Here is a 21,281-nt window from a genome sequence, read left to right as displayed (position 1 = left end):
GCTCACACCTTGAGGATGTCGGCTTCCTTGTCTGCGAGGCTTTTCTCCAGTTCAACGATGTAGCGGTCGGTGAGCTTCTGCACCTTCTCCTGTTCATCGCGGCTCTGATCTTCGGAGAGCTCCCCGTCTTTTTCCTGCTTCTTCACCTTGTCGATCGCTTCGCGGCGGATGTTGCGCAGGGCCACTTTGCCGTCTTCGGCATAGCGGGCGGCGAGTTTGCAGAACTCCTTGCGCCGCTCAGCCGTCAGCGGAGGAATGTTGATGCGGATCAGACGGCCGTCGTTGTTGGGAGTGAGGCCCAGATCACTCATGGAGATGGCTTTTTCGATGGCCGCCATCGCAGCGGTGTCGAATGGCTGGATCTGGATTGTCTGGGAATCGGGGGTGGAGAGGCTGGCCACCGAGCGCAGGGGCGTTTCGGAGCCGTAGTACTCGATGCTGATCTTGTCGAGCAGGGAAGGATTGGCCCGGCCGGTGCGGATGGTATTGAAGGTGCGCTGGGTGGCTTCCAGCGACTTGCGCATGCTGGCGTCGAGGTCCATGGGTGGTGCGGGGATAATGCGGCGTCAGCCGGCAGGAACGATGCGGGTGCCGATCGGCTCGCCGGCGATGGCCCGTCCGATGTTGCCAGGCCCGAACAGGTCGAAGACCACGATCGGGATGGCGTTGTCCTTGCACAGCGCGATGGCGGTGCTGTCCATCACGGCCAGCTCACCGCTGAGGACGTCCTGGAAGGTGAGCTGGTCGTAGCGGATGGCGTCGCTGTGGCGGGCCGGGTCCTTGTCATACACCCCGTCCACCTTGGTGGCCTTGAGCACCACGTCGGCGTTGATCTCGGCTGCCCGCAGGGCGGCGGTGGTGTCGGTGGTGAAGAAGGGATTACCGCAGCCGGCGCCGAACACCACCACCCGGCCCTTCTCCAGATGACGGATGGCGCGCCGCCGGATATAGGGCTCGGCGATCTCCTGCATGGCGATGGCGGTCTGAACCCGGGTGGGCACCCCCACCCGCTCCAGGGCGTCCTGAAGGGTGATGGCGTTCATCACAGTGGCCAACATGCCCACATAGTCGGCGGTGGCCCGGTCCATGCCGGCTGAAGAACCCTTGAGGCCTCTGAAGATATTGCCTCCCCCCACCACGATGGCGAGTTCCTTGCCGGCGTTCACCACAGCCGAAACATCCGCCGCAATGGCCTGAACGATGGCGGGATCGATGCCGTAGCCCTGCTCCCCCATCAGTGCCTCGCCACTGAGTTTGAGCAGAATGCGCTGGTAAGCCATCGGAATTGAGCGCACGGCGAACACAGTCGGCGGCACAGTAGCAACCGCGCTCGCAAGCACAGAAGCGCCAGCCACGCGGTTCAGAATTCGATGCCGGCCTGGGCTTTCACCCCCTGCTCACGGAAGGGATGGCGCACCAGTTTCATCTCGGTGACGAGGTCGGCACGGTCGACCAGGCCCTGGGGCGCCCCCCGCCCCGTGAGGGCCACGTGGGAGAGCTCCGGGCGGCGATCGAGGCCCTCAAGTACCTGATCCAGCTCTAGATAGCCCAGCTTGAGGGCCACGTTGACCTCATCGAGCACCACCAGCTTGCGGGCGGGATCCGCCAGGTAGACCAGAGAGCGTTGCCAGGCCTGCTGTACCAGCTGCCGGTCCCGCTCCCGGTCCTGGGTCTCCCAGGTGAAGCCCTCTCCGAGAGCATGCCAGGCCAGGTCATCGCCGAAGAGCTGCAGAGCCCGGGCTTCCCCTGGCTGCCAGCCACCCTTGATGAACTGCACCACCGCCACCCCCTCGCCGTGACCCAGGGTGCGCAGCACCAGCCCCAGGGCGGCCGTGGTCTTGCCCTTGCCATCGCCTGTGAACACCAGGACCAGCCCCTTTTCGAGGCTGCGTTCACCCACCCGCTGCTGCTGCACCTCCCGGCGGCGTTGCATCCGGCGGCGGTAGGCCTCGGCGTCACGCTCAGGGGCGAGGTCCCCACCGGGACCGAGCTCAGCGGCCACCTGGTCGAGCGGGTCGGCCGCAGCAGAGTTGGACATGGACGCTGAACTCGACAACCACCGGCCACTCTGGCGCGCAGGCCGTCTCAGAGGGTCAGCCGCTGGCGGGCCAGGGCCGCATCCACCGCCTGCTGCTGGTCCCGGCGGGTGATCCAGTGGTGGTAAGTACGGGTGTGGATCGCCACCGAGTGACCCATCATCCGGGCCGCCACCGTGTCGGGCAGGCCGATGTGGATGGTGCGCACGGCCCAGGCATGGCGCAGGTCGTAGGGGGTGCACGGCAGCTCGTAACGGCGGAACTGCTCCGCCACGCGGCGGCCCACCTGCTGCAGGGTGGTATGCCTCAGGTCGGTGCAGACCGCAGGTAGCCGGTCATTGTGCTCCCCGAGGATGGGCAGATCGAAACGGTCCACCCATTCGGGCTGGAAGGGCCAGACCTGATGCTCACCGGTCTTGGTGGTGGGCAGCACCCGGATCACCCGGTCGCCTCCCGGGGCCAGAGCGGAGAGATCGGCGAAGAACACCTCGTGGTTGCGCAGGCCGTAGGCGGCCATCAGGCCGTAGACCAGCCGCCAGCGGGGGTTTGGAATGCGCTCCACCCATTCCAGTAACTGTGCATCGCTGGGCAGGCGCCGGTACTGGGCCTGGTGCAGGCCATAGCCGGCGGCCCGTTCGCGCCAGTCATCGGGAAGGGGCAGCTCCAAATGCCGGGCCAGGGCCGCCAGGGCGGTGCCGCACTGCTGGCGGCTGCGGCTGGCGGGGGGGTAAGCCTCCAGCACTTCCACCAGCTGCGCGCTGTCCAGACGCTCACCCTGCTCCAGCCGGTCGCGCAGCTTGCGCAGGTAGGGCTGATAAGCGGCGCTCCAGGTGGTGCGGCTGCCGGCGGGATTGCGCCGACGGCGGGGATCGGCGAAAAATGCCTGCTCGAAGGCCTTCAGCTGCTCCAGCGCCGATGTCGCTGCGCAGGGCCGGCCCCAGTCGCCCCAGTCGAAGCGTTGCTGGCGCAGGGCCTGGTTAACCCGTTTCAGTTCCCGCCTGGCCTGGATCAGGCCACTCGGGCTGGCCTCCAGTCCCAGACTCAGGCGCTGCACCCGCAGGGGACCGCCCCGGGGGCAGGGCAGGGGACCGCGCAGGGCAAGCCGTCCCCCCCGCCTTTCCAGCCGCAGGGCCAGGCCGCTGGCCGCCAGTCGGGCGTTCTCCTGGCTCAGCTTCGCATCGATCGCGGCAAGGGATGGGGTCAGAGGAACTGGAGCCGGCGATGGGCGCGCCGACGATATCGATCAGCTGGGGCTACCGCCAGCGGGCAGCAGCAGGGTTACGCTCTGAACCACTCAGTGGATCAGTTCAGCTATGGCCAGGGTCGGCGTCTTGCTGCTGAACCTCGGCGGGCCTGAGCGCATCGAAGATGTTGGCCCCTTTCTTTACAACCTCTTCGCTGATCCGGAGATCATCAGGCTGCCCACGCCCCTGCTGCAGAAACCCCTGGCCTGGTTGATCAGCACCCTGCGCAGCAACAAGTCCAAGGAGGCCTACCGCGCCATCGGCGGCGGCTCCCCCCTGCGCCGCATCACCGAGCAGCAGGCACGCGAGCTCCAGAGTGAGCTGCGCCAGCGGGGCGTGCAGGCCACCACCTATGTGGCGATGCGTTACTGGCATCCATTCACCGAATCGGCAGTGGGCGACATCAAGGCGGATGCCGTGGATGAGGTGGTTGTGCTGCCGCTCTATCCCCACTTCTCGATCAGCACCAGCGGTTCGAGCTTCCGTGAACTGCAGCGCCTGCGCCAGGCCGATCCCGCCTTCAGCAAGTTGCCGATCCGCTGCATCCGCAGCTGGTACGACCATCCCGGTTATGTGCTGGCGATGGCGGAGCTGATCGCCGCTGGGGTGCGCAGCTGCCAGGAACCAGCCGCCGCCCACGTGTTCTTCAGCGCCCACGGCGTGCCCAAGAGCTATGTGGAGGATGCCGGTGACCCCTATCAGCAGGAGATCGAGGCCTGCTCCAGGCTGGTGATGGCCAAGCTGGAGCAACTGCTTGGCCATGGCAATCCCTACACCCTGGCCTACCAGAGCCGGGTGGGCCCTGTGGAATGGCTCAAGCCCTACACCGATGAAGCCTTGGTGCGGCTGGGTGAGGAGGGGGTCCAGGAGTTGGTGGTGGTGCCGATCAGCTTCGTGAGCGAGCACATCGAGACCCTCGAGGAAATCGATATCGAATACCGGGAAATCGCCACGGAAGCCGGCATCAGAAATTTCGTGCGCGTGCCCGCCCTCGATACCTATCCAACGTTCATCAAGGGCCTGGCCGATCTGGTGCAACAGGCTCAGGCAGGCCCCGAAGTGAATCTGGATCAGGCTGCCGCCCTGGCTACCCAGGTGAAGCTCTACCCCCAGGACAAATGGGCCTGGGGCTGGAACAACAGTTCCGAGGTCTGGAATGGCCGTCTGGCGATGCTCGGGTTCTCTGCTTTCCTGCTGGAGCTCCTGAGTGGACGTGGCCCGCTCCATGCCCTCGGCCTTCTCTAAACGACGAGGCATCGCGACCGGGCTGATTGGTCTGCAGCTGGCGCTGGTGCTCATCCCGCCTGCCCGCTCGGATCTGCGCTGGGCGCGCGGGGTGTTTCCAATCGTCCACTTCGCTGGCTACACGAGTCATTTCGGCCGTCGCAACGGGCCTGGTGGTGGCCGGGAGATGCATTCCGGCCTCGACATCGCCGCTCCCCTGGGCTCCCCCATCCGCAACTGGTGGGGCGGCAGGGTGGCGGACGTCTTCCATGACGGTGGCTGCGGCGTGGGGGTGGTGATCCGTTCTGGCGACTATGAGCACATGTATTGCCACCTGGCCGGTGAGGTGCGAGGCGGCGTTTACGCCAGTGGCCCGGTGCTGCTGCGCCCCGGCCAGACGGTGCGGGCCGGTCAGCTGATCGGTCATGTGGGCCTGAGCGGGCGCACCACTGGCCCCCACCTGCACTGGGGAATCCGCTACCGGGGCACCTGGCTCGATCCGGGCCTGATCCTGCGCGCCATGGTGCGCGGCCGGCGGTTGAAGCCACAGTCCCCGCAACAGTTCTCCCAAGGTCGGAACTGAGCTCCTACGCTGGCAGTCTTCGTTACGTGTGTTGCCCGCCACAGTGACCGTGACCACCGTGACTTCGACAACTGTCAGCACCTCGGCCAGCACAGCAGCGCCTGTCCCGGCGGATCAGATTCTGATGCCTGCTGAGGCTGTTGCACCAGCTGTGCCCGGGAGGCTCAGCGGCGCCGACGCCCTGATGGATGCGCTCCATCGCCACGGAGTCACCGACGTGTTCGGCTACCCCGGCGGAGCGATTCTGCCCATCTACGACGCCCTGCACAAGGCCGAGAGTCGGGGCTGGCTCAAGCATGTGCTGGTCCGACACGAGCAGGGGGGCGCCCACGCCGCTGATGCTTACGCCCGGGCCACCGGCAGGGTCGGCGTCTGTTTCGGCACATCTGGACCCGGGGCCACCAATCTGGTCACCGGCATCGCCACAGCCCAGATGGATTCGGTGCCCATGGTGGTGATCACCGGTCAGGTGCCCCGCGCATCGATCGGCACCGACGCCTTCCAGGAAACCGACATCTTCGGCATCACCCTGCCGATCGTGAAGCATTCCTGGGTGGTGCGCGACCCCGCAGACATCGGCCGGATCGTGGCCGAGGCCTTCCTGATCGCCTCCACGGGCCGGCCTGGTCCGGTGCTGATCGACGTCCCCAAGGATGTGGGGCTCGAGGAGTTCGACTACACCCCCGTGGAGCCGGGAGCGGCCATCCCGCCGGGATACCAGCTGCCCAGCGGTCCCACCCCTGAGGCGATCGCCCGGGCGATCGAGCTGATCCGCCAGGCGCGCCGCCCCCTTCTCTACGTCGGTGGCGGCGCCATCAGCTCCGGCGCCCACACTTCTTTGATCGCTCTGGCTCAGCGCTTCCAGCTACCGGTCACCACCACCTTGATGGGTAAGGGGGCTTTCGATGAGCGCCATCCCCTGGCGGTGGGCATGCTGGGGATGCACGGCACCGCCTATGCGAATTTCGCCGTCACCGAATGCGACCTGCTGATCGCAGCGGGGGCCCGCTTCGACGACAGGGTCACCGGACGGCTCGACAGCTTCGCCCCCCGTGCCCAGGTCATCCACATCGATATCGATGCGGCCGAGGTGGGTAAGAACCGCCTGCCTGACGTACCGATCGTCTCTGATGTGCGTCTGGCCCTGGAGGCTCTGCTGGAGGCCTCGGCCGGTGAGACCGATCACGGTCGCACTGGTCCCTGGCTGGAGCGCATCAACCGCTGGAAGCGCCACTACCCGCTGGTGATCCCCACCCCGGAAGGGGCCATCGCTCCCCAGGAGGTGGTGCTTGCCCTGCGCGATCTGGCTCCGGATGCCTTCGTCACCACCGATGTGGGCCAGCACCAGATGTGGGCCGCCCAGTACCTGAACAATCCACCACGCCACTGGATCAGCAGCAGCGGCCTCGGCACCATGGGCTTCGGGCTCCCGGCGGCCATGGGCGTGCAGGTGGCCTTTCCGGACGACCAGGTGATCTGTGTGGCCGGCGACGCCAGCATCCTGATGAACATCCAGGAACTGGGCACCCTCTCCCAGTACGACCTGCCCGTGAAGGTGGTGATCCTCAACAACGGCTGGCAGGGGATGGTAAGGCAGTGGCAGGAGAGCTTTTACGGCGAGCGTTACTCCGCCTCGGAGATGACCCGCGGCATGCCTGATTTCCCCCGTCTGGCCGAGGCCTTCGGCGTGAGAGGGGTGGGAATCAGCGAGCGAGACGGCTTCCGCGAGCAGCTGGCTGAGGCCCTGGCCCATCCAGGTCCTGCCCTGATCGACGTGCGTGTACGCCGCAACGAAAACTGCTATCCAATGGTGCCCCCCGGCGCCAGCAATGCTCAGATGGTGGGCCTTCCCACCCATCCGGAGCTGGCGATCGACACCACGCGCCAGTGCGGCTCCTGTGGCTTCAGCACCGAAAGTGCCCATCTCTTCTGTCCCAGCTGCGGGGCCAAGCTCTGAGTCCCCTTCCCCTGCTTCTTGCCTTGATCCTGGTGTTGGGCCTGCTGCTTGACCCCCTGACCGCCCTGCCGGCAGCTGCCGCTGAGGTACTGCAGGTGCGCAGTGGCGTGTTGCTCCAGGTGGGCGATCAGAACCGCAGCTACCCGGTTCAGCTGGGCTGCATCAGCGTCACCCCCGAGCAGTCAAGGGCCGCTGAGGACTGGCTGCGCCAGGAGCTGCCACGCCGAACCCGGGTGAACCTGCGTCCCCTGGGCTCCGCAGATGGTGTGCTGCTCGCCCGTGTTCAGGTGCTGCGGGGAGGCAATGACCTGGGCTCAGGTCTGATCAGCGCAGGCCTGGCCCAGCCCTTGCCGTCACTGATTCGCCCACAAGGCTGCCCGTCCAGCAAGGACGACCCCAGGCAAGCATGAGCTTGAATCGCACTGCCAAAGGCATCGTGCTGGTCCCAACCCTGTTGCTTGGAGGTGCTTTTCTCAGCGCGGCACTCTGGAACAGCGAAGGCTCTGAAGCGAACCGGCCCCTGGCTCTGGCCATCGCTGCGGTGCTCCTGGCCGGAGGCCTGTTCACCCAGCTGCTGCCGGAGGCCAAACCGGAGGCCGAACCGGTGGCCGATCAGGAGGACAACTCGGACGACTAGCTCGGACTAGGTGGTCAGCCCCCCTTAGCGATGATCGGTTTCATCGGCGTGGGGCCACTGCCGGGGGAGCCCCAGCTGGGCCAGCCCCCTGGGTTCTGGACTGTTGCTGCACCAAGCGGAAGTACTCCGGTGTTGGGTAAAAGGCGTAGGTGTCCTTTGCCTGTTTCACGATCTGATCCATCACTGCACTGAGATCAGCGGCCTTAATGGTGAGCTTGTTGCGGTCTGGAATAGCCGCCATAGCCTTCTGTAACGAGCCGTAGTCGAAGAAGAAGAGCCCGCGTTCCCCCTGGGGCGTCTTGACGGTGATCAGTGGCGTGGTGAAGAACACCGGCACGGAGAGACCTTCTTGAATCGCTTTCTGATCAAGACCCTGCTTGCCCAGCAGAATGCGAGCCTGGCTCAGGTCGGAAGGAGCTGGAATCACCGGTGAAAGCAGTTTGCGGTCTTTCAGCGACTTGTTGAGCTCCTGCACCCGCTCCAGGGCCACGTTCATGGGCATGGGCAGCACCCCGGCCTTGATGGTGGGGTTGGCCTTGAGAAAGGCTGCCAATTCCTGCTCGGCTTTGCCCCGATCAAGGAACAGGGGCAGCACCAGGGCCTTGTCCCTTTGCAGGGGCAGGGGGATTCCCTTGGAATCGGTGAGCACGAACACAGGGATCACAGCCAGCTTCTTCATGGCCTCCTGCTGGGGAATGGCCAGCGCCGGCACGGGCTGAAACAGGCCCACCAACCCCGCGCAGCCCAGACCGGAGCTGGTCAGCAGAGCAATCAGGCGGCGGCGGCGCGACGCCCCTGCTGGGGAGGCCAGATGCGAATCCTGCAGTGGAACGGTGGGGCCTGGCATGCGTCCCTCAACGAGAAGATCAAGCCTAGGAACGGAGCTGCACCTAATCTCGCTGGGCTGGACGGTATGGGCCATGACCACTGGCGGACTGGGAAGCGGGCCACCACCCTCCCCAGAGCACGGGTTGCGTCTCCCCCTCTGGAGTGTCGGTGTTGGCCTGGCGGCCGTGCTCGTCGGGGTTCAGAGCCTGGCGGCCAGCACCCCCTTCCCCCAGGAGGTGCTGATGCTGCTGCCCAGTGAGGGGTTGCTGGCGGGGGTGGGAGACAGCCTGCGCCGCGGCTACGGACTGGCCATGGAAGAGACCACAACCTGTGGCCTCCGACCCCCCAGCCTGGGACTGGGCTGGCTTCCGCCGGAGCAGGATCCGGAAGCTCTGTTGCTCGGTGTGCCGATGCCTGAGCTGTTGATCGCTCCCCCTGCGGTCAATCTGCTGTCCTTCGGACGGCTGGCCCAGAGCCGGGAAGTGAACGTGCTGCTGCCATTGCAACGGGGCTACTCCCTGCAACGGCTGCCCAGCCAGGTTGGCGCCGACAGAATCTGGCCAGTGCTGCCGTCCCGCAGCCTCGAGGCCGACCGCCTGGCCAGGGGCCTGCTGGAGGACAACAAGGGCAAGGTGATGGTCATTCATGACGGAGGAGCGGAGCAGGCGGCCCTGGCCGATCGCTTCGTGGAGACGATCCAAGGCAGCGGAGGCTGGACCGTGGGACCCACCAACGACCCCGAGGCAATCGTGGATCCCAACGCCAAGGTGCTGGCCCAGCTGCGCGATGACGTGGGCTGGTACACCCCTTCCTCCCTCGTGGTGATGACAACCCCCGGCAGCCCCCTCGCCCGGGCTGTAGCCGAACTCGACCTTCCGGAGAACCTGACCCTGGTCTGGCCGTTCCCTGTGCGTGAACCCTTGCCCCTGGCTCAGCTGGGGGTCGACTCGCTCAGCCGCGGGCCGGGCTGGGACCGTTTCGAGCTGGCCTTCAAGCAACGCCATGGCTACACCCCTGGGCTGGTGGAGGCCGCCGGCTTCGATACGGGCCAGCTGGTGGCGGTCTCTTCCCACGCGGGGCAGACGTCAAAGACCTGGACGCTGGATTGGCTGGATTCCAAGGCCAAACCCCTCGATCTCTGCGACGCCCTCAAAGCCCGCATGGCCGGCAAGCCGGTGGCCCTGCGCGGGGCCGCCAGCCGCCTTGATCTCGCGCCCGGCACTCCTCCGGCCGGCGAGCTGCGGCTGACGCCGCTGAAGGCCGACCCGGGGGCCAGCCGTTCCTAACGTCAGTTTCTGTGCGAGCCGATCGCCATGGACCCCAACCAGGCCACCCTCCTGTCTCCCCTGAGCGAAGCACCCCTGCTGCGGCCCTTTGAGGAGGTGGGCATCGACGCGATCGCTGAAGTGGGCGGCAAGAACGCTTCTCTGGGGGAAATGATCCGGGAGCTGGCCAGCCAGGGAGTGAAGGTGCCTGGTGGCTTCGCCACCACCGCAGCCGCCTACCGTCTGTTCCTCAGGCGCAATGACCTGGAGGCCCCCCTGAGGGCCATCCTGGGGAACCTCGACAGCGGCGATCTCACAGCTCTGCAGCAGGCCGGCCAGCGCGCACGGGAGCTGATCCTAGGGGCGGCCCTGCCGCCGGAGCTCGGCGATGCCGTGGCGGCGGCCTACGCCGGACTGGGAGCCGGGCCGGTGGCGGTGCGCTCCAGTGCCACGGCGGAGGATCTGCCCGATGCCAGCTTTGCCGGCCAGCAGGAGACCTACCTGAACGTGCGCGGAGAGGAGGATCTGCTCGCTGCCTGCCTGCGCTGCTACAGCTCCCTGTTCACCGATCGGGCCATCTCTTACCGCCAGATCAATGGCTTCGATCACCTGGAGGTGGCCCTCTCGATCGGTGTGCAGCGGATGGTGCGCTCCGATCTGGGCGCCGCTGGAGTGATGTTCACCATTGACACCGAAACCGGCTTCCGCAACGCCGTGCTGCTCAATGCGGCCTATGGCCTGGGCGAGAACGTGGTTCAGGGAGCCGTGAATCCCGATGAAATCCTGCTGTTCAAGCCCACCCTGCGTGAGGGCTATGCCGCCATCGTGAGCAAGCGCCTGGGCAGCAAGGCGATCCGCATGGTGTATGGCGAAGGCGGCACGGTACGCAACGAACCTGTGCCGCCCACGGAGCGCGGCCGTTATGCCATCAGTGATGAAGAGGCCCTCACCCTGGGCCGCTGGGCCTGCCTGATCGAGGACCACTACAGCGCTCACCATGGGACGGCCACACCGATGGACATCGAGTGGGCCCGCGATGGGGAAAGCGGTGAGCTGTTCATTCTTCAGGCACGTCCTGAAACGGTCGAATCCAGACGCTCGGGATCGGTGCTCTGCCGCTGGCATCTCAAGCCCCATCAGGCGGAGCTGATCACCCACGGACGCGCCATCGGCGCCTCGATCAGCAGTGGCCGCGCCCGGGTGATCCTCAACCCCAGTGGCATCGACCGCTTCGAAGTGGGTGATCTGCTGGTGACCGAGCGCACAGATCCCGACTGGGAACCGATCCTGAAGAAGGCCCGGGGGGTGATCACCAACCAGGGGGGGCGCACCTGCCACGCCGCAATCATTGCCCGGGAGATGGGCATCACCGCCGTGGTGGGCTGTGGTGACGCCACCGAGCGCATCCAGGATGGTGAAGCGATCACGATCAGCTGTGCCGAAGGGGAGGACGGCATGGTCTACCGGGGACTGCTGCGCTACGAGAAGGAGGAGCAGAAGCTGGAGCAGCTGCCCCCCACGCGCACCCGCATCCTGATGAATGTGGGCAACCCGGAGAAGGCCTTTCGCTTCGCGGCCATCCCCTGTGATGGTGTCGGTCTGGCCCGGTTGGAGTTCATCATCGCCAACCACATCCGGGTTCACCCGATGGCTTTGCTGCAGCCCGAGCGTGTGAGCGATCCAGCGGAGCGCGAGGCCATCGCCAACCTGACTGCCGGCTACGACGATCCCACTGAGTACTACGTGGACCGGCTCGCCCAGGGCATGGCGCGGATTGCGGCGGCCTTTCATCCCAGACCGGTGGTGTTGCGCTTTTCCGACTTCAAGAGCAACGAATACGCCCGCCTGCTCGGTGGCCAGGCCTTCGAGCCCAGCGAAGCCAATCCGATGATCGGCTGGAGGGGAGCTGCTCGGTACACCTCCCCGGCATTCCGGGCCGCTTTCGGCCTTGAATGCCGCGCCCTGCTGAGGGTTCGCCGCCAGATGGGACTGCGCAACACCATTCCGATGGTGCCCTTCTGCCGTACCCCGGAGGAGGGTGAGCGGGTGCTCAAGGAGATGGCACGCCACGGCCTGGTGCGCGGCAAGGACGATCTCAAGGTGTATGTGATGTGCGAGCTGCCCAGCAACGTGATCGGCGCTGAAGCCTTTTCGGAGTATTTCGATGGGTTCTCGATCGGCACCAACGACCTCACTCAGCTCACTCTCGGCATCGACCGCGACTCCTCTCTGGTGGCGGACCTGTTCGATGAACGTCATCCGATCGTGGAGGAGATGATCCGCCTCGCCATCCACACCGCCCACCGCTGCGGTCGTCCGATCGGCCTCTGCGGCCAGGCCCCCAGCGACTACCCAGAATTTGCCCGCTTTCTCGTGAAGGAAGGCATCGATTCGATCAGCCTCAATCCCGATGCGGTGATCGCCACCCGTCTGGCGATCGCGGCGATCGAGGCCGAACTGGCGGCGGCAAGCTGAAGCAGCAGCTGGTTGGAATCAGCCGGGACGGGTCCTGAGTCGGACGCTCTGGTGGGGACTGGAGCCGATCAACAACTCTTAACCGAGCCATAGGCAACGCAACTTCATTGCCGCCCACGCAGCCCACGGCAAGCCCTTAAGGTTCTGCGAATCTCCCGCGCACCGCACAAAGCGATGACCGTCCCCTTCTTCGAGACGGCCTGGATGATTCCGCTCTATCCGTTGCTCGGCGGTTTGCTCTCCTTCCTCTGGTCCCCTGGCCTGATCAGCCAGAGCGGCCCGAGGCCTGCTGGGTATCTCAACCTGCTGATGAATGCCTTGGCCTTCGGCCATGGCCTGCTGGCCTGGATGGGGTGTTCTGGTCGTTCGCTCAGCTTCAGCTGGACCTGGCTGTCAACCGCTGGGCTCACGATCAACTTTGACGCCACGATCGATCGCAGTGTATTGATCGCCATCACGATCATCTGTGGCGTTCATCTCCTCGCCCAGGTCTATGCGATTGGCTACCTCGAAATGGATTGGGGCTGGCCTCGCTTTTTTGGTTCGCTGAATCTTTTCGAAGCAGGCCTTTGCGCCCTGGTTCTCACCGATTCACTCTTCTTCTCCTATGTCGTCCTGGAGCTGCTCACCCTGGGGACCTACCTGATCGTCGGCACCTGGTACAACCAGTCGTTGGTGGTCAAGGGGGCCCGGGATGCCTTCCTCACCAAAAGGGTGGGCGACCTCGTGCTGCTCGCAGGTGTGATCGCCCTGCTGCCGCTGGCGGGCAGCTGGAACTTCAACGACCTGGCCGTGAGGGCCGCAGAGGCTGAACCTTCCCCGGCCCTCACCCTGATCCTGATTGCCCTGGTGGCCGGACCGATGGGCAAATGCGCTCAGATTCCCCTCCACCTCTGGCTGGATGAGGCCATGGAGGGTCCTCTGCCCTCCACGATCCTGCGCAGTTCGGTGGTGGTGGCGGGTGGCGCCTGGGTCCTGCTTCGTCTTCAACCCCTGCTGGCCATCAGTCCCACAGCCCAGGCCTTTCTGGTGGTGGTGGGCGGCACCACGGCCCTGGTGGGTGCCCTGATCGCCCTGGCCCAGGTCGACATCAAGCGGGCCCTTTCGTTTCTGGTGAGCAGCTGGTTCGGCCTGTTGTTCATGGCCGTGGGTTGCGGGGCCGTGGATGCGGCCTGGCACATGCTGCTGATCTATCCCCTGCCGATGGCTCTGCTGCTGATGGCGGTGGGCACGGTGATCAACAGCAATGTCAGCCAGGACCTCACCCAGCTGGGGGGCCTCTGGTCAAGGCGGCCGCTCACGGGCCTGGCCTTTCTCGTCGGTGCGGCCGGCCTTGTGGCCCTGCCTCCCCTGGCCGGCTTCGGAGCCTTGAATCAACTGGCCGGTTCCCTGTTACACGGCCCTGCTCCAGCCGCTCTGCTGGCGGTTCTGCTGCTCACTAACGCCCTGATCAGCGCCGGACTGGTTCGCATTTTCCGGCGGATCTGGGGAGGAACCCCCTCGGTGTTCACGATCCGCTCGGCCGAAGTGCTCTGGCTGATGGTGCTCCCCACCATGGTTGGAGCGGGACTGGTGCTGCATCTGCCTGTGCTGCTGGCCCCCACCGAGTTCGGCGCCATCAACTGGAGCCCCATGGCCCTGCCCCTGCTGGCCTCCACCCTGCTGGGGGGAGCCCTCACCTGGCAGCAGCTACCCCATCCCCTCGACGGCCTGCAGCACTGGCTGGCGGCCGATCTGCACACAGAAACTTTTTACCGCCGCACCGTGGTGGGTCTGGTGGTGGTGCTGGCAGCGGCCAGTCGCTGGGTGGATCGCCGTCTGGTGGATGGCTTCAGCGACAGCAGCGGCGGTCTGACCATGGAAGGGGCTCGCCGGCTCAGCTACAGCACCTCAGGCCGGGTGCAGGGCTATGCACTCACCGTGCTCGTGGGCGTCCTGCTGATGGGGGGCTGGTTCCTCGTGCGTCAGCTGGCCCTGGCACCCTCCCCACTTCATTTCTGACGCCCGACTCCCCAGCCGTCAACTCCGATGTTGCTTCTGCTCCTGTTGCTTCCGCTGGCGGCTGCGCTGGCGATGATCCTCGCTCCAGCTGGGCCCTTGCCCCGACGTCTCGCCCTGCTGATCCCTGGTCTGCAACTGCTGCTGCTGGTCAGGATGGTGATGCAGCCCGCCAGCGAGCTGAGGGTGGCGTGGCTGCCCCAGCTGGGCCTCGACTTTCATCTTGGCCAGGATGGCCTTTCGCTTCCCCTGGTGGGCCTCACCTCCCTGCTGACTCTGATGGCCGTCGCCGCCACCAGCCTGGGGATTCCGAGGGAGCGGCTGTTCTTCTCTCTGGTGATGGCCACCAACCTCGGGCTTCAGGGAGCCCTGCTCGCCCGCAACGGCCTGCTCTTCGTGCTGGCCTTCGAGCTGATCCTGATTCCCACCACCTTGCTGATCGCGATCTGGGGCCATGAGCGCAGCCGCGAGGCCGCCATTCGCTATCTGCTGTATGGCGCCGCATCGGGTGTGGCCCTGTTGGCGGCGGTGCTGGCTCTCGGCCTGCTCAATACCAATGGGTTCAGCCTCGCCTACGACGACCTGGCAACAGCGGTGCTGCCCCAGGGCTCCAAGGTCTGGATCCTGGGGCTGCTGATCCTGGCCTTTGGCTTGAAGCTGCCGGCGGTGCCCCTGCATGGTTGGCAGCCCCTGGCTTACAGCGAATCCTCCTCACCGGTGGCGATGCTGCTGGCCGGAGCCGTCTCGAAGCTCGGGGCCTACGGCCTGCTGCGCTTCGGGGTGGGCTTCATGGGTGACACCTGGGAGGCCTGGTCGCCTCTGATCGCTGTGGCGGGCACCGCCGGTGCTGTGTATGGAGCCCTCAACGCCATCGCCCAGACCGACATGCGCCGGTTGGTGGCCTACAGCTCGCTCGGCCACATGGGTCTGCTGCTGCTGGCCATGGCGGCCGCCACCCCCTTGAGCCTTCAGGGAGCCGTCGCCCAGCTGCTGGCGCACGGCCTGATTTCCTCGCTGCTGTTCTGTGTGGTTGGTCTGATCGAAGCCAAGACAGGCACCGCCGAGATCGCCGAACTCTCCGGCCTGCTCAACCCCCTGCGGGGACTGCCCTTCACCCTGGGGATGTTCCTGCTGGCCCTGATGGCCGCCGCAGGTCTGCCCGGCATGGTGGGCTTCGTGGCGGAACTGGTTGTCTTCCAGGGCAGCTGGACCGTGTTCCCCTTGCCCACCCTCGGCTGCCTCTTCGCCTCCGGACTCACGGCGGTGTATGCGATTCGCCTGTTCAACAGGGTGGGCTTCGGCAAGCTTGACAACGCCAAGGCCTTCTATCCCGCCACCACCTGGTCCGAGCGGCTACCTGCCCTGGCCCTCTCCACTCTGGTGTTGGTGGGTGGCCTCTGGCCGCCGCTCACCCTGGGCTGGAGTGAATCCGTCACCACACCCCTGGCTCTGCACCACCCCCTGATCGCGTCCCTCCCTGCCACCTCACTCCTTCAGGAGCTCCCCTCATGACGGTGCTCACCTCCAGGCCCACGCTGCTCCCCCCGTCCACCCACCCCTTCGCCGAAGTGGTGGAAAGGCTTGAAGCGGGTGGTTCGATGCTTCCTGACACCCCGGAAAACCTCACCCAGATCATCGGCATCTACAAGGCCTACGCCGTGCCGATGGACTTCTACTGGCGGGATCTCCTGTACATCGCCGAGCGTGTGTTCCTCAATCCCCTGCCGGCGTTCAAGTACTTTCCCAGCCAGGAGTACCTCGATCTCCCCAATTCCTATGCCGGAGAGAGCGCCGACCTGCGCATCTGGCGGGGCGAGGCCGGAGCGCACCCCGAGCTGCTGGAGTTCATGGAGAAAGGTGAAACGCGGCGGATGCCCAAGCTGCTCCATCACCTCTGGCACGACCGCATCAACATGGAGTTTGCGGAGGCCTGCATGGATGCCATGTTCTGGCACCAAGGCATGGGCGGGCGCTTCTACGACTACCTGGAGAGCGACACCTACAAGGCCAATGCCGATCTGGCGATCAAGGCCTATTTCAAGGGCAATCCCCTGATGATGGGTCTGCACAAGCTGTTTCCAGAGATGTTTCTGGAGCAGGTGCGCAAGCTCAGTTACTACGCCAATCTCGGCCTGTTCTGGGAGGTGATGGCACCGGTCTTTTTCGAGATGAGTGATATCTACGACGAAGGGGGTTTTGCAGGGGTACCTGATGCCATGAACTTCCTGGTGAACGGCATCTTTGCCGTGGCGGGACGTCCGATTTATCATCATGTCTACATTGCTGGAGAGTGTCTGGAGATCATCCCCAAATCAGAAGGCTTCACCTGGCTCTACGAAGCTGCCTTGCCCTATGTGGAGGCTGTCTTCTACCGCACCGCGCCATTTCGTGGCACCAAGTCGTATAATGCCCAGGCGGGACAGGTGCCGGATCAGCAGGCCGACTTTCACTACGGCATCCTCTATGCCGATGTGTTTCCTGTGGGGTCTGCCGGTATTCCACCCACCCTGCTGATGCAGGACATGGTGCATTTCCTGCCCTCCTATCTCAAGGAGATCTACCTCAAACACCGTCGCGGCGAGGAAGATCAGCTGATTCAGCTGGGCATCACCTTTCAGCGCTCGATGTACAACGTGACCTCAGCGGTGATCCAGGCCCTGAGGGCGGCGCTGTTCTATCCCCTGGATGATCCCGATCCGGAGCATCTTCTCGCCAACCGCCGCTTCTTCGAAAGCCAGATGGATCGCTTCCTGAGGCCTGAAGCACGTCTGCGCGATGTGCAGACCCAGGACTACCGCTGAGTTGATTCATCGTTTCTCTGTCAACCACCACCGTGCCTGACATTCTCGACACCGCCCGTGCGGCCGGCTGTTTTCAGACCCTGCTGGCTGCCGTTGAGGCGGGAGGGTTGCTTGAAGCCCTGGCCAGCCCGGGGCCGTTCACCGTGTTCGCCCCGGTGGACGAAGCCTTTGCCGCCTTGCCGCCCGGCACCGTTCAGACCCTGGTGCAGAATCCACCTCAACTGGCACGGATCCTCAAGTATCACGTGCTCTCGGGTCAGTACACCCGTGAGCAGCTGCTCGGCCAACCGGAATGGACCACCCTGGAAGGAGCGCCGCTGCCGATCCGCCGTGCCGATCCATTCGAAGTGAAAAATGCCAGCGTGAATGCCGCTGATGTGGTCTGCGATAACGGCATCGTGCATGTGATCAACCGGGTGATGCTGCCTGGCTGAGATCTCCTTTTCAAAGGGGTACTGCTCCCTGCATCAACCAGAGTCCATGCAGGCCCTCCCAGATCAGATAGGCACTGATCAACAGGGCCAAAACACCGACCAGCCACTCGCCGTGGTCCTCCATCCAACCCTCAAGTCGGCTGAGGGGGACACGGATGCCGCCTCCTGTGGCGATCCAGGCCAGTGGAGGCAGCAGCAACAATGAGCTGGCCACCGCCACGAACACACCGGTGAGTTCCAGGTCGGTGCTGACCCCCGGCTGATTGATCAACAGCAAGCCGGCTTCCTTGAGATAGAAGACCAGATTCTCTGGAGTCAGCAGGGCGCTGGCCGCGCCAATCAAGGCGAGCATCGGTGTGCTGAAATCAGGCAGCTGACTGATCAGACGCATCGCCATGCCCTGCTCGCCGATTGCAGCGGCCGGAGTCAGTTGATAGAGGCCAAGACCCATCAACACGGCCGCGCCGACCAGATCGATGATCACCTGGCCCCGTTCTCCGTGGTTGAGAGCAAGGCCCAGGTTGTCGCCCACCACCATCAGGGCCACGATCGCCAGTCCATTGGCACTGGCCCAACCACTCACGAAGGCCAAGGCACGCCTCAGCGGGGATTCTCCCAGGAGAAGCAGCACCACCACAGCAATGTGCAACGGGCTGAAGGCAATGCCGAACCCGAAGAGTGATGACTGACCAAACAGCGCAGCGGCGCTCAGGTGGGGGGCAGGGCCAAACAGATCAAGGCTGGGCACAGGGGGCGCCAACGCCGAAGTGACGTCAATGACCGTAATGGTCTGGCGCCCCGGAGCGCGAGGGACCGGTGGCTGCTCAGAGGGCGATGGTGCCCGTTTCCGAGGTGCGGATGCGCACGGCTTTCTCCACATTCGTCACGAAGATCTTGCCATCTCCGATTTCGCCGGTGCGGGAAGGACCCGCAATCGCTTCGATGGCAGCATCTACCTTGTCGTCGTCGACCACGACCTCAACTTTCACCTTGTTGATGAACTCCACGGTGAATTCGGTGCCGCGGTAACGCTCCACCTGACCCTTCTGGCGGCCGAAGCCACGGCAGTCCGTGATGGTCATGCCGATGATGCCCGCATCGACGAGAGCCGTTTTGACATCGTCGAGCTTGACTGGGCGAATGATGGCTTCAACCTTTTTCATGATGAAAGACAGTGGGATGAGAATTTGAAGTGATGGAAGCACGGTGGGGAACACCCAGCCGCACGGGCATTCAAGCGAACAATGCGGGTCAGGGCGGCTCTTCTCTGTAGCTGTCGAGACAGAATTCAGCCCTGCGGCCTCTTGGAGCTGATTCGGATGACGGTTTTCGGCAGGGACTGGATCCGGGCCAGTGGGGCTCTCACCACACCCCTGCGAAGCTGAAGAATCGCCCGCAGCGTTCTTACCCATGGCCGCCCCCGGCAGGGATCTGATCGCCGAGATCCTGCAACGCACCGGCGAACATCTGGTGCTGGTGGGCCTGGCCATGGCTGTGGCCCTGGCCATCAGCCTGCCGGCCGGGCTCTGGATTCAGTCTCGCCCCCGCTGGTCAGGCCCGGTGCTGGCCCTGGCGGGAATGATCCAGACCATCCCCAGCCTGGCGATCTTCGGTCTGCTGATCACGGTGCCCGTTCTGGGGGGCATCGGGCCGGTGCCGGCTGTGGTGGCGCTGGTGCTCTACGCGCTCCTGCCCCTGCTGCGCTCCATCGTGACGGGCCTGGCCGGTGTACCCCAGGGGCTGCGGGAAGCCGGCCAGGCTCTGGGCCTCAGCAAGGGAGAAGTGCTGCGCCACGTGGAGCTGCCCCTCGCCCTGCCGGTGATTGTGGCCGGGATCCGGGTGGCCACGGTGATCAGCGTGGGGGTCGCCACGATCGCCGCCGCAATCGGTGGAGGCGGGCTCGGAGTGTTCATCTTCCGCGGGCTGGCCACGGTGAACAATGGCCTGATCCTGGCGGGGGCGATTCCAGCTGCGCTGCTGGCCCTGGCCGCCGACACTGCCATCGGCCTGTTGCAGGGACGCACGCCAAGGCGCTGGCCCCTGAGGCCATGGGCATGGGGACGTCGCCGCTCCTGGCTGACTGCCGGCCTGGGGGGTGTTTTGGTCGCTCTGGCGGCAGCCACCTTCCTTGGGTTTGGACCCTTCTCCGTCGGCCCTGCAGCTGCCGGGCGTATCACGATCGGATCCAAGAGTTTCACCGAGCAGATCCTGCTGGGGGAGTTGCTCGCTCAGCAGATCGAGCGCCACAGCAACCTGCAGGTGGACAGGCAGTTCAGCCTGGGGGGAACGGCGATCTGCCAGGAGGCTGTCCGCAGCGGGCGCATCGCCGCATACGTGGAATACACAGGCACCGCCTGGATGACGATCCTGCAGCAACCGCCCTTGCATGAGGCGAGGACTGTGTGGGAGCGGACCCGCCGGCTCTACCGGGACCGCTTTGATCTGGAGGTGTTCCCATCACTGGGTTTTGAGAATACGTTCGCGGTGCTGGTGCGTCAGGAGACAGCCCGGCGCCTCAAGCTGACCACGATCTCTCAGGCGGCCGTCCACACTCCCGGCTGGAGAGCTGGATTCGGCTATGAATTCCTGAACAGGCCCGATGGTTATAAGGGCCTGGCCAGCAGCTACGGCCTGCATTTTGCAACGCGCCCGGTCTCGATGGACCTGGGCCTGGTTTACCGCGCTCTGGCTGATGCCCAGGTGGATCTGATCGCAGGAGATTCCACCAATGGCCTGATCCCCAGTCTCAAGCTGACGGCCCTGGTGGACGACCGCCACTACTTTCCGCCCTATGAGGCTGTGCCCGTGGTCAATGGCGCCAGCCTGCGGCGTCACCCGGAGATCGGCCGCGCCATTGGCAGTCTTGAGGGAAAACTCAACGCCCAGACCATGCAGGACCTGAATGCCCGTGTGGACCAGAACGGAGAAGCTGTGGGGCAGGTGGTGCAGCGCTTCCTCGACGACCTCGAGACATCTGGCGTTCATTGAGAGTCCAGCCCGGAATCAGGGCCAAGTGAACCTGCGGCCTTCGGAAGTACTCCAGGCCTCCGGACCCTCAGAGAATCTGGGCCAGGAACTGGCGGCTGCGCTCGTGCTGGGGGTTGGTGAAGAACGCTTCAGGAGCGGCCTCCTCGACGATCTGGCCTTCCGACATCAGCACCACCCGGTGGGCCACTTCGCGGGCGAAGCCCATTTCATGGGTCACCACCACCATGGTCATGCCGTCGGCGGCCAGGCCGCGCATCACCTCCAGCACCTCGCCCACCATCTCCGGATCCAGGGCACTGGTGGGTTCATCGAAGAGCAGGATCCTCGGTTCCATGCAGAGGGAGCGGGCAATCGCCACCCGCTGCTGCTGGCCGCCCGAAAGCTGGCCTGGGTACTTGCTGGCCTGCTCGGCAATGCCGACACGCTCCAGCAGGGCCATCGCCTGGGTTTCCACCTCAGTTCGCCGCCGCTTGCGCACCACCACCGGGGCCAGGCTGAGGTTCTCCAGCACGGTGAGGTGGGGGAAGAGGTTGAACTGCTGAAACACCATGCCGGTGTCGCAGCGGATCGCATCGATGTTGCGCAGGTCGTTGGAGAGGGCGATCCCATCAACGCTGATGGAACCTTCCTGGAATTCCTCAAGGGCGTTGAAGGTACGGATGAAGGTGCTCTTGCCGGAGCCCGATGGCCCCATGATCACCACCACTTCCCCCTTCGACACGCTCAGATCGACGCCGCGCAGGGCGTGGAAGCCATTGGGGTACCACTTCTGCACCCCACGGGCCTCGATCATCGGCTGGGTGGACGGCAT

At 65.0% G+C, this 21,281-nt stretch carries 20 protein-coding genes; 12 read left to right on the top strand and 8 right to left on the bottom strand.

What is annotated here, in order from left to right:
* Positions 1 to 2 precede the first annotated feature (2 nt).
* From frr to KBY77_RS00850, 4 genes are all read right to left on the bottom strand, one after another.
* On the bottom strand, positions 3 to 542 hold the full coding sequence (gene frr, locus KBY77_RS00865; protein WP_255101729.1) for a ribosome recycling factor: 540 nt from the start codon (positions 540 to 542) through the stop codon (positions 3 to 5).
* A 24-nt stretch (positions 543 to 566) separates the two neighbouring features.
* On the bottom strand, positions 567 to 1,280 hold the full coding sequence (gene pyrH / locus KBY77_RS00860) for a UMP kinase (protein ID WP_255102046.1): 714 nt from the start codon (positions 1,278 to 1,280) through the stop codon (positions 567 to 569).
* An 80-nt stretch (positions 1,281 to 1,360) separates the two neighbouring features.
* Positions 1,361 to 2,038: a cob(I)yrinic acid a,c-diamide adenosyltransferase gene (gene cobO / locus KBY77_RS00855; RefSeq protein ID WP_094554529.1), complete on the bottom strand. Its 678-nt coding sequence runs from the start codon at positions 2,036 to 2,038 to the stop codon at positions 1,361 to 1,363.
* Between the two features lie 47 nt (positions 2,039 to 2,085).
* Positions 2,086 to 3,207, bottom strand: a complete 1,122-nt coding sequence (locus tag KBY77_RS00850) for a site-specific integrase (protein WP_255102045.1) — start codon at positions 3,205 to 3,207, stop codon at positions 2,086 to 2,088.
* 142 nt (positions 3,208 to 3,349) lie between these two features.
* Here KBY77_RS00850 and hemH point away from each other — a divergent pair, with 142 nt between their 5' ends.
* The 5 genes from hemH to KBY77_RS00825 all read left to right on the top strand — a co-directional run bounded on the left by hemH (position 3,350) and on the right by KBY77_RS00825 (position 7,681).
* Positions 3,350 to 4,525 carry a ferrochelatase gene (gene hemH / locus KBY77_RS00845; protein WP_255101728.1) on the top strand — a complete coding sequence of 392 codons (1,176 nt, stop codon included), beginning with the start codon at positions 3,350 to 3,352 and terminating at the stop codon, positions 4,523 to 4,525.
* Positions 4,494 to 5,087, top strand: coding sequence for a M23 family metallopeptidase (locus KBY77_RS00840; RefSeq protein ID WP_255101727.1), 594 nt, complete (start codon positions 4,494 to 4,496; stop codon positions 5,085 to 5,087). The genes hemH and KBY77_RS00840 overlap by 32 nt, the downstream gene beginning before the upstream one ends.
* Before the next feature lie 124 nt (positions 5,088 to 5,211).
* Positions 5,212 to 7,044, top strand: coding sequence for a biosynthetic-type acetolactate synthase large subunit (gene ilvB / locus KBY77_RS00835; RefSeq protein WP_255101726.1), 1,833 nt, complete (start codon positions 5,212 to 5,214; stop codon positions 7,042 to 7,044).
* A 23-nt stretch (positions 7,045 to 7,067) separates the two neighbouring features.
* Positions 7,068 to 7,454: a hypothetical protein gene (locus KBY77_RS00830; RefSeq protein ID WP_255101725.1), complete on the top strand. Its 387-nt coding sequence runs from the start codon at positions 7,068 to 7,070 to the stop codon at positions 7,452 to 7,454.
* Positions 7,455 to 7,480: 26 nt separating this feature from the next.
* Positions 7,481 to 7,681, top strand: a complete 201-nt coding sequence (locus tag KBY77_RS00825; protein ID WP_315856448.1) for a GIVxVP protein — start codon at positions 7,481 to 7,483, stop codon at positions 7,679 to 7,681.
* A 40-nt stretch (positions 7,682 to 7,721) separates the two neighbouring features.
* Here KBY77_RS00825 and KBY77_RS00820 read toward each other — a convergent pair whose 3' ends face one another.
* Complete coding sequence (locus KBY77_RS00820; protein WP_255101723.1) at positions 7,722 to 8,528, bottom strand: Tic22 family protein; 807 nt, start codon at positions 8,526 to 8,528, stop codon at positions 7,722 to 7,724.
* Between the two features lie 73 nt (positions 8,529 to 8,601).
* Here KBY77_RS00820 and KBY77_RS00815 point away from each other — a divergent pair, with 73 nt between their 5' ends.
* From KBY77_RS00815 to KBY77_RS00790, 6 genes are all read left to right on the top strand, one after another.
* Positions 8,602 to 9,795 (top strand): histidine kinase, encoded by a 1,194-nt coding sequence (locus tag KBY77_RS00815; protein ID WP_255101722.1) that lies wholly within the window; start codon positions 8,602 to 8,604, stop codon positions 9,793 to 9,795.
* 27 nt (positions 9,796 to 9,822) lie between these two features.
* The gene (gene ppsA / locus KBY77_RS00810; protein WP_255101721.1) at positions 9,823 to 12,249 is read left to right on the top strand and encodes a phosphoenolpyruvate synthase; all 2,427 of its coding nucleotides are present in this window, start codon (positions 9,823 to 9,825) and stop codon (positions 12,247 to 12,249) included.
* 174 nt (positions 12,250 to 12,423) lie between these two features.
* Positions 12,424 to 14,250 (top strand): NAD(P)H-quinone oxidoreductase subunit F, encoded by a 1,827-nt coding sequence (locus tag KBY77_RS00805; protein ID WP_255101720.1) that lies wholly within the window; start codon positions 12,424 to 12,426, stop codon positions 14,248 to 14,250.
* A gap of 27 nt (positions 14,251 to 14,277) precedes the next feature.
* Entirely contained in the window at positions 14,278 to 15,759 is a 1,482-nt protein-coding gene (locus KBY77_RS00800; protein ID WP_255101719.1) for an NADH-quinone oxidoreductase subunit M, read from the top strand.
* Positions 15,756 to 17,048, top strand: a complete 1,293-nt coding sequence (locus tag KBY77_RS00795) for a CO2 hydration protein (RefSeq protein WP_255101718.1) — start codon at positions 15,756 to 15,758, stop codon at positions 17,046 to 17,048. The genes KBY77_RS00800 and KBY77_RS00795 overlap by 4 nt, the downstream gene beginning before the upstream one ends.
* Before the next feature lie 32 nt (positions 17,049 to 17,080).
* Positions 17,081 to 17,482 (top strand): fasciclin domain-containing protein, encoded by a 402-nt coding sequence (locus KBY77_RS00790; RefSeq protein ID WP_255101717.1) that lies wholly within the window; start codon positions 17,081 to 17,083, stop codon positions 17,480 to 17,482.
* Between the two features lie 10 nt (positions 17,483 to 17,492).
* Here KBY77_RS00790 and KBY77_RS00785 read toward each other — a convergent pair whose 3' ends face one another.
* Both KBY77_RS00785 and KBY77_RS00780 read right to left on the bottom strand, forming a co-directional pair.
* On the bottom strand, positions 17,493 to 18,230 hold the full coding sequence (locus tag KBY77_RS00785; RefSeq protein ID WP_255101716.1) for a GAP family protein: 738 nt from the start codon (positions 18,228 to 18,230) through the stop codon (positions 17,493 to 17,495).
* 76 nt (positions 18,231 to 18,306) lie between these two features.
* On the bottom strand, positions 18,307 to 18,645 hold the full coding sequence (locus KBY77_RS00780; protein WP_255093281.1) for a P-II family nitrogen regulator: 339 nt from the start codon (positions 18,643 to 18,645) through the stop codon (positions 18,307 to 18,309).
* A 247-nt stretch (positions 18,646 to 18,892) separates the two neighbouring features.
* Here KBY77_RS00780 and KBY77_RS00775 point away from each other — a divergent pair, with 247 nt between their 5' ends.
* Positions 18,893 to 20,470, top strand: coding sequence for a glycine betaine ABC transporter substrate-binding protein (locus KBY77_RS00775; protein WP_255101715.1), 1,578 nt, complete (start codon positions 18,893 to 18,895; stop codon positions 20,468 to 20,470).
* Between the two features lie 67 nt (positions 20,471 to 20,537).
* Here the strand turns inward: KBY77_RS00775 and KBY77_RS00770 are convergent, their stop codons facing one another.
* On the bottom strand, positions 20,538 to 21,281 hold the full coding sequence (locus KBY77_RS00770; protein ID WP_315856447.1) for an amino acid ABC transporter ATP-binding protein: 744 nt from the start codon (positions 21,279 to 21,281) through the stop codon (positions 20,538 to 20,540).

The organism is Synechococcus sp. Cruz-7E5, assembly GCF_024345995.1.
Lineage (GTDB): Bacteria > Cyanobacteriota > Cyanobacteriia > PCC-6307 > Cyanobiaceae > Regnicoccus_A.
The sequence above is the reverse complement of the archived record's forward strand: the minus strand, read 5'-3'. Positions and strand labels throughout refer to the sequence as shown.